Source organism: Flavobacterium sp., from assembly GCF_043760115.1.
GTDB lineage: Bacteria > Bacteroidota > Bacteroidia > Flavobacteriales > Flavobacteriaceae > Flavobacterium.
Window position 1 is genome coordinate 42,762 of the sequence record NZ_JAYUPK010000088.1, and the last position, 6,777, is coordinate 49,538.

Genomic DNA, 6,777 nt, shown 5'->3' on the forward strand with positions numbered 1-6,777 from the left:
AAATCCTAATTAAGAAATGAATACATTATTAGCAATAGTAGGTTTAGGCATATTTACATTGATAGCCGAAATTTTTAATTTTAGAAAAGCAATTGTTCCAATTATTATTATTGGACTTTTAGCCATTCTTGGACTTACGATATCAGAATTTAATTCGCCAGCAAGTTTCTACAATAATATGATTGTTGTAGACAAATTTTCTGTTGCATTTTCTAGTCTATTTATCATCTTAACTATATTTTTAGTAGTTTTAAGTCACGATGTTTATAAAAATCATCAAACAAAAATATCAGATTATATCGCCATTAAAATTTTCTTGCTTTCTGGTGCAGTTGCAATGGTTTCGTTTGGAAATTTATCAATGTTTTTCTTAGGAATTGAAGTGTTATCCATTTCATTGTACATCTTAGCGGCAAGCAACAGATTGAATATTAAAAGTAACGAAGCTGGAATGAAATATTTTTTAATGGGTTCGTTTGCTTCTGGAATTTTGCTTTTTGGAATCTGTTTAATTTATGGAGCAATTGGTAGTTTTGATGTTATAGAAATTAAAGAATTATCACAAGGAATGACTTTACCAGTTTGGTATGGAATAGGAATTGCAATGTTATTAATAGGAATGTTATTTAAAATTGCTGCAGCACCATTTCATTTTTGGGCACCAGATGTTTATGAAGGTTCGCCAGCAATAACAACTGCAACAATGAGTACTTTGGCTAAAGTTGTAGCAATGGCAACACTTTACAAATTGTTAAGTTCACTAAATTTTGGACTATCCTATAAATTTGAAATTGTAATTTTAGTAGTTTCTATATTGTCTATGACGGTTGGAAATATAATGGCATTACGTCAAAATAACGTAAAACGTATGCTAGCGTTTTCTGGAATTTCTCACGCCGGATTTATGTTAATGGCACTTTTAAGTTTATCAACGGCTGCAAATACTTTACTTTATTACACTGCAGCTTATGCTTTGGCAGGAATTGCATCATTTGCAGTAATTATATTTGTTTGCAAAGACAAAGACAACGAAGACATTATAAACTTTAACGGATTAGGAAAAAGCAATCCTTTATTGGCAGCGGTTTTAACAGCATCGTTATTATCAATGGCTGGAATTCCTATTTTTTCTGGATTTTTTGCTAAGTTTATGTTGTTCACACAAACCATTCAATCTGGTTATTTAGTATTAGTAATTGTTGGTGTAATAAATTCTATTATAAGTGTTGGCTATTATTTTAAATTAATTCTAGCAATGTACACCAAAGAACCAACTGAAAAAAAACAACCAACACCATTTGTATATTATGCAGTTGCAGTCGTTGCCATACTTTTAAATCTTATCATCGGAATTTATCCTTCTTTACTTACTAATGTGTTGAGTTAAGTGATTATATTTTAATAAAATACCAAACCATCTAAAGCGATTTTGGTGGTTTTTTTATTGGTATTAAAATAATTTGTAAATTTGTATAATAAAGAAGATAAAAATGTATACAACTTATCATTTAGCATCGGCAAATGAAATTTCATCTGATATAATTGATGCTATTAAATTAGCTTTTAAAGACAAATCAATTGTGCTTACAATTGAAGAAGAAATTGATACTACAAGTTATTTATTGTCAAGCAAAAAAAATAAAGATTCCATACAAAAATCTTTATTACAAGATAAAAACAATGATCATATAAAAGTAAAATTACAAGATTTGTAATGAGAGATTTACTTTTTACTCCTGTAGCGTTTGAACAATATAATGATTGGCAATTAGAGAATAAACAAGTTTTTAATAAATTAAAAAAGTTAATTAAAGAAACTGCTAAAACTCCATTTGAAGGAACAGGAAAACCAGAAGCATTGAAATATGATTTTAAAGGTTATTGGTCAAGACGAATAACTGATGAACATAGATTAGTCTATAAAGTTGAAACCGATTTTTTAAGAATTATTTCCTGTAAATTTCATTACGATTAATAAAACATAGAACCATCAAAAGCGATTTTGGTGGTTTTTTAGTTATCAACAATTGCAAACTTTAACTTTCGTGTAATTGACTATTGAGTAACTTTACAAGATGTATGCTTTAGTTGATTGTAATAATTTTTATGCTTCGTGCGAACGTGTTTTTCAACCTCAATATATTGGAAAACCAGTTGTTATTTTGTCTAATAACGACGGTTGCATCATTTCTAGAAGTGACGAAGCCAAGAAATTGGGCATAGCAATGGGAGCACCAGAATTTAAAGTTAGACAAGAATTATTTGATAAAAATGTAAAAGTTTTTTCTTCTAATTATGCACTTTATGGCGATTTAAGCAATCGTGTGATGAAAATTCTAGAACAGTTTTCACCCAATACAGAAATTTATAGCATAGACGAAAGTTTTCTAAATTTTGACGGAATGAATATTGCAGATTATCACAGTTATGGTTTGCAAATGAAAAAACGCGTGCAAAAATGGGTTGGAATTCCAGTATGTGTTGGCTTTGCTCCTACCAAAGCATTGTCTAAAGTTGCCAACAGAATTGCCAAAAAATATCAAGAGAGAACACAAGGAATTTATGTAATTGATGATGATGAAAAACGAATTAAAGCATTAAAATGGACTAAAATAGAAGACGTTTGGGGAATTGGTTCACGATTGAAAAAGAAAATGCAAGCACAAAATATTCTAACAGCTTTTGATTTTACATTGCCGCAAAACGAAAATTTCATCAAGAAAGAAATGGGAGTTGTTGGCATCAGATTAAAATATGAACTTGAAGGAAAATCGGTTTTAGAACTTGAAGAACCAACAGATAAGAAAAATATTGCAACCACAAGAAGCTTTGAAGGAAACATTACAACTTTTAACGAAATGAAAGAACGCGTTTCAACCTTTGCAACCGTTTGTGCAGAGAAATTACGCAAACAAAATTCGTGTTGCTATGGTGTAATTTTATACGTTCGAAAAGACAAATACAAAGTAGATTTACAAAAGTATAATTTCTACAAAATGGAAACCTTGCCTTATGCTTCCAATTCTAGTTTAACCATAAGTAACTTAGCTGTAAAAATGCTAAAAGAACTATTTGAAGAAGGTGAAATTTATAAAAAAGCAGGAATAATAGTTACACAGATTATTCCGCAAGATCAAAAGCAATTTCATTTATTTGAAGAAGAAAATCCAAAACATTTAAAGTTAATGCAAGTTATAGATGCACATCAAAAGAAAACTGGCGAACGCAAAATACGCTTTGGAAATCAAGATTTGCAACGCACTTGGAAAATGAAACAAAACAATTTATCGCCAAAATATACTACCGATTTTAAAGATATTATGAAGGTAAAATGTATATAATTTAAACCAATATATATAACTACTTTTTAATCTACTATTTTTTATAAATAGTTACGATTAGTTTATTAAAATGTTTATTTTAAAGGTCTTCGACAAGCTCAGACTGACATTATGCATTTAATTATATTTAATATTTAGTTTAAAAAAGAGAATATTAACACATTTTGATTAATTACACCCAACGATAATTAATCTAAAAAATATATGAAAAAAAACAACCTAACTTTCTTCTTACCAGATTTAGAAAATCCTATAGAATTACCATTTATTGAAGCTGGAATAAAAGCAGGATTTCCTTCGCCAGCAGCCGATTTTGACGAAGCTAAAATATCATTAGACAATGTTCTAGTAAAAAATAGAGAAGCCACATTTTATGCCAAAGCAAGCGGAACATCTATGATTGGCGCAGGAATTGACGATGGAGATATTCTAGTAATTGATAGAAGTGTAGAACCACAAAATAATAAAATTGCAATATGTTTTATTGATGGCGAATTTACTGTAAAACGAATTCTTGTAGAAAAAGATTGTGTGTATTTAATGCCCGAAAATAAAGCATTTCAACCCATTAAAGTAACAGATGAAAACGAACTAATCATATGGGGAATTGTTACTTATGTTATTAAAAATGTATAAAATATGAAACCGCAATCTTATAATAATCACATACGTTTTTACACGCCACACCATTTTGTATATTATCCAATTTTGATTGCTTTTTTAACAGCAAGTATTTATTTCTGTTTTACTAAGCCAGAAAAATTAGTTTGGATATTTATTAGTGTAGTGTTTGTATTTTTATTTTGTTTGGCGTTTATGTTGCGCCAACATTATGCATTGGTATTACAAAACCGAATTATACGACTAGAAATAAGATACAATTATTTCACACTAACAGGAAATAGATTTGAAGAAATAGAATATCAATTTAATGACAGTCAATTGTATGCTTTACGATTTGCATCGGATGATGAACTTGTTTCGCTAGTAGAAAAAAGTATTAAAGAAAAATTATCTAGCGATGAAATAAAAAAAGCAATTAAAAATTGGAAACCAGACCACGAAAGGGTTTAGAAAAAAATAATACACGCTTTTATATTTATGTTTCTATAATTATAAAATGAAAAAAGGAAGTTCTCAAATGAGAACTTCCTTTTTATGTACCCGAAGCCGGAGTCGAACCGGCACGGTTTCCCACAGGTGTTTGAGACCAGCGCGTCTACCAATTCCGCCATTCGGGCATTAGCAGACAGAAATGACAACAGTCACTTCATCACATTAAAAACATTTGAATAAACATCTGTCTTTTTAACACGATGCAAATGTAAATAAATTTTAATCACATTTTAAAGAAATAAGTTAAAAATATCCTTTCAGAGTCCGATTTTATTTCTAAATTTGCACCTCGTTAAAACGACACACAACTAAGTAACTACAAAACAACACAATACAATGCCGCATCAAGAACCAGAAGCAAAGATATTTGCGTGTTCGCAAAGCGTCTATTTAGCTGAAAAGATTGCTGAAAAGTATGGAATTCCGCTAGGTAAAGTTACGTTCTCTAAATATAGTGATGGTGAATTTCAGCCTTCTTACGAAGAGTCAATTCGAGGTTTACGCGTTTTTATTGTATGTTCTACATTTCCAAGTGCCGATAACTTGATGGAATTATTACTTATGATTGACGCTGCAAAAAGAGCTTCGGCAAGACACGTAACCGCTGTAATTCCGTATTTTGGTTGGGCAAGACAAGATAGAAAAGACAAGCCAAGAGTTCCAATTGGAGCAAAACTGGTAGCCAATCTTCTGGATGCTGCTGGCGCAACAAGAGTAATGACGATGGATTTACACGCAGATCAAATACAAGGTTTTTTTGAAAAACCAGTAGATCATTTGTTTGCATCAACAATCTTTTTGCCTTATGTAAAGAGTTTAAATTTAGACAATTTAACAATTGCATCGCCAGATATGGGAGGAAGTAAAAGAGCTTACGCCTACTCTAAATTTTTAGAATCTGACGTAGTAATATGTTACAAACAACGAAAAGCAGCCAATGAAATTAGTTCAATGGAATTAATTGGAGAAGTAAAAGGAAGAAACGTAATTCTTGTAGACGATATGATTGATACAGGAGGAACATTAGCCAAAGCTGCCGATCTAATGATAGAAAAAGGTGCATTAAGTGTTAGAGCAATTTGCACACATCCAATTTTATCAGGAGAAGCATACGAAAAAATAGAGAATTCTAAATTATTAGAATTAATTGTTACCGATTCTATTCCGTTAAAGAAAGAATCCAATAAAATAAAAGTAGTAAGTTGTGCACCACTATTTGCAGAAGTAATGCATATGGTACAACACAACAACTCTATAAGTGGAAAGTTCTTGATGTAACCCATCCAACCTTCCCAAAGAGAAGACTTTAAATAGAATTTTTATAATTATTAACTATATATTTTACAATGAAATCAATTTCAATTAAAGGATCAGAAAGAGAAAGCGTAGGCAAGGTAGCAACCAAAGCGGTACGTAATGCTGGAATGGTTCCTTGCGTTATTTACGGAGGAAGTCAGCCAGTACATTTTACAGCAGAAATTAAAGCTTTCAAAAGCTTAGTTTACACTCCAAATGCGCACACAGTTGCAATTGATTTGGCTGGAAAAACTTACAATGCAATTTTACAAGACATTCAATTTCACCCAGTAAGTGATGCAATTTTACACATTGACTTTTTTCAATTAAGTGACGACAAAGAAATCGTTATGGAAGTGCCAGTAAAAGTTACAGGAACTTCTCCAGGTGTACTTCTTGGTGGTGTTTTAAACTTAAATCAAAGAAGATTAAAAGTAAAAGCATTACCTAAAAATCTTCCAGATTTTGTTGAAGCAAGCATTTCAGAACTTCAAATGGGTAATAAATTGTATGTTACAAAATTAGAAACTAAGAATTTCAAATTAATGCACCCAGACAATACTGTTGTTGCACAAGTTAAGATTTCTCGTGCTGCAATGAAAGCTGCTCAAGAAGCTGCAAAAGCAGAAAAAGGTGGAGCAAAAAAGAAAAAATAATTTCTTTATACTCATTATATCAAAGCATCTTGCCAACGCAAGGTGCTTTTTTTATTTAATCTGAACTTGTTTCAGATTCTGTGAACTTGTTTCAGATTCTGTGAACTTGTTTCAGATTCTGTGAACTTGTTTCAGATTCTATGAACTTGTTTCAGATTCTATGAACTTGTTTCAGATTCTCATGAACTTGTTTCAGATTCTATGAACTTGTTTCAGATTCTATGAACTTGTTTCAGATTCTATGAACTTGTTTCAGATTCTAATATATTATTTAAGATTCTTAATAATTAGAAACGAAACTTTTGGCATTTTCAACTATCGTTATTCCTGCTATCCATTTCAATCTTTGGTTGCGGTTTTCGCTACGC

At 30.8% G+C, this 6,777-nt stretch carries 8 protein-coding genes and 1 tRNA gene; 8 read left to right on the top strand and 1 reads right to left on the bottom strand.

The genetic code is table 11. The features are described from left to right. Positions 1–16: 16 nt before the first annotated feature. The 6 genes from ACH2BC_RS08015 (at position 17) to ACH2BC_RS08040 (ending at position 4,415) form a co-directional block, all read left to right on the top strand. Positions 17–1,387, top strand: a complete 1,371-nt coding sequence (locus ACH2BC_RS08015; RefSeq protein WP_395053476.1) for an NADH-quinone oxidoreductase subunit N — start codon at positions 17–19, stop codon at positions 1,385–1,387. A 103-nt stretch (positions 1,388–1,490) separates the two neighbouring features. Continuing rightward, positions 1,491–1,715, top strand: coding sequence for a hypothetical protein (locus ACH2BC_RS08020; RefSeq protein WP_395053477.1), 225 nt, complete (start codon positions 1,491–1,493; stop codon positions 1,713–1,715). Next, the gene (locus tag ACH2BC_RS08025; protein ID WP_395053478.1) at positions 1,715–1,975 is read left to right on the top strand and encodes a Txe/YoeB family addiction module toxin; all 261 of its coding nucleotides are present in this window, start codon (positions 1,715–1,717) and stop codon (positions 1,973–1,975) included. Before ACH2BC_RS08020 ends, ACH2BC_RS08025 begins: the two co-directional genes overlap by 1 nt. Before the next feature lie 100 nt (positions 1,976–2,075). Continuing rightward, the gene (locus ACH2BC_RS08030; RefSeq protein ID WP_395053479.1) at positions 2,076–3,341 is read left to right on the top strand and encodes a Y-family DNA polymerase; all 1,266 of its coding nucleotides are present in this window, start codon (positions 2,076–2,078) and stop codon (positions 3,339–3,341) included. A 204-nt stretch (positions 3,342–3,545) separates the two neighbouring features. Then, on the top strand, positions 3,546–3,977 hold the full coding sequence (locus tag ACH2BC_RS08035) for a LexA family protein (RefSeq protein WP_395053480.1): 432 nt from the start codon (positions 3,546–3,548) through the stop codon (positions 3,975–3,977). Positions 3,978–3,980: 3 nt separating this feature from the next. Beyond that, positions 3,981–4,415: a DUF6526 family protein gene (locus ACH2BC_RS08040; protein WP_395053481.1), complete on the top strand. Its 435-nt coding sequence runs from the start codon at positions 3,981–3,983 to the stop codon at positions 4,413–4,415. A gap of 87 nt (positions 4,416–4,502) precedes the next feature. Here the strand turns inward: ACH2BC_RS08040 and ACH2BC_RS08045 are convergent. Then, positions 4,503–4,582 (bottom strand) — tRNA-Leu (locus ACH2BC_RS08045). Between the two features lie 211 nt (positions 4,583–4,793). Between ACH2BC_RS08045 and ACH2BC_RS08050 the strand changes: the two genes are divergently transcribed. Beyond that, entirely contained in the window at positions 4,794–5,735 is a 942-nt protein-coding gene (locus ACH2BC_RS08050; RefSeq protein WP_395053482.1) for a ribose-phosphate pyrophosphokinase, read from the top strand. Between the two features lie 68 nt (positions 5,736–5,803). Further along, the gene (locus ACH2BC_RS08055; protein ID WP_395053483.1) at positions 5,804–6,409 is read left to right on the top strand and encodes a 50S ribosomal protein L25/general stress protein Ctc; all 606 of its coding nucleotides are present in this window, start codon (positions 5,804–5,806) and stop codon (positions 6,407–6,409) included. The last annotated feature ends 368 nt before the right edge of the window (positions 6,410–6,777 follow it).

Bases quoted from the DNA above. Each gene is read 5' to 3' on its own strand.
- ACH2BC_RS08035 (WP_395053480.1), top strand. From the start codon at position 3,546: ATGAAAAAAAACAACCTAACTTTCTTCTTACCAGATTTAGAAAATCCT.
- ACH2BC_RS08040 (WP_395053481.1), top strand. From the start codon at position 3,981: ATGAAACCGCAATCTTATAATAATCACATACGTTTTTACACGCCACAC.
- ACH2BC_RS08025 (WP_395053478.1), top strand. From the start codon at position 1,715: ATGAGAGATTTACTTTTTACTCCTGTAGCGTTTGAACAATATAATGAT.
- ACH2BC_RS08050 (WP_395053482.1), top strand. From the start codon at position 4,794: ATGCCGCATCAAGAACCAGAAGCAAAGATATTTGCGTGTTCGCAAAGC.
- ACH2BC_RS08030 (WP_395053479.1), top strand. From the start codon at position 2,076: ATGTATGCTTTAGTTGATTGTAATAATTTTTATGCTTCGTGCGAACGT.
- ACH2BC_RS08015 (WP_395053476.1), top strand. From the start codon at position 17: ATGAATACATTATTAGCAATAGTAGGTTTAGGCATATTTACATTGATA.
- ACH2BC_RS08055 (WP_395053483.1), top strand. From the start codon at position 5,804: ATGAAATCAATTTCAATTAAAGGATCAGAAAGAGAAAGCGTAGGCAAG.
- ACH2BC_RS08020 (WP_395053477.1), top strand. From the start codon at position 1,491: ATGTATACAACTTATCATTTAGCATCGGCAAATGAAATTTCATCTGAT.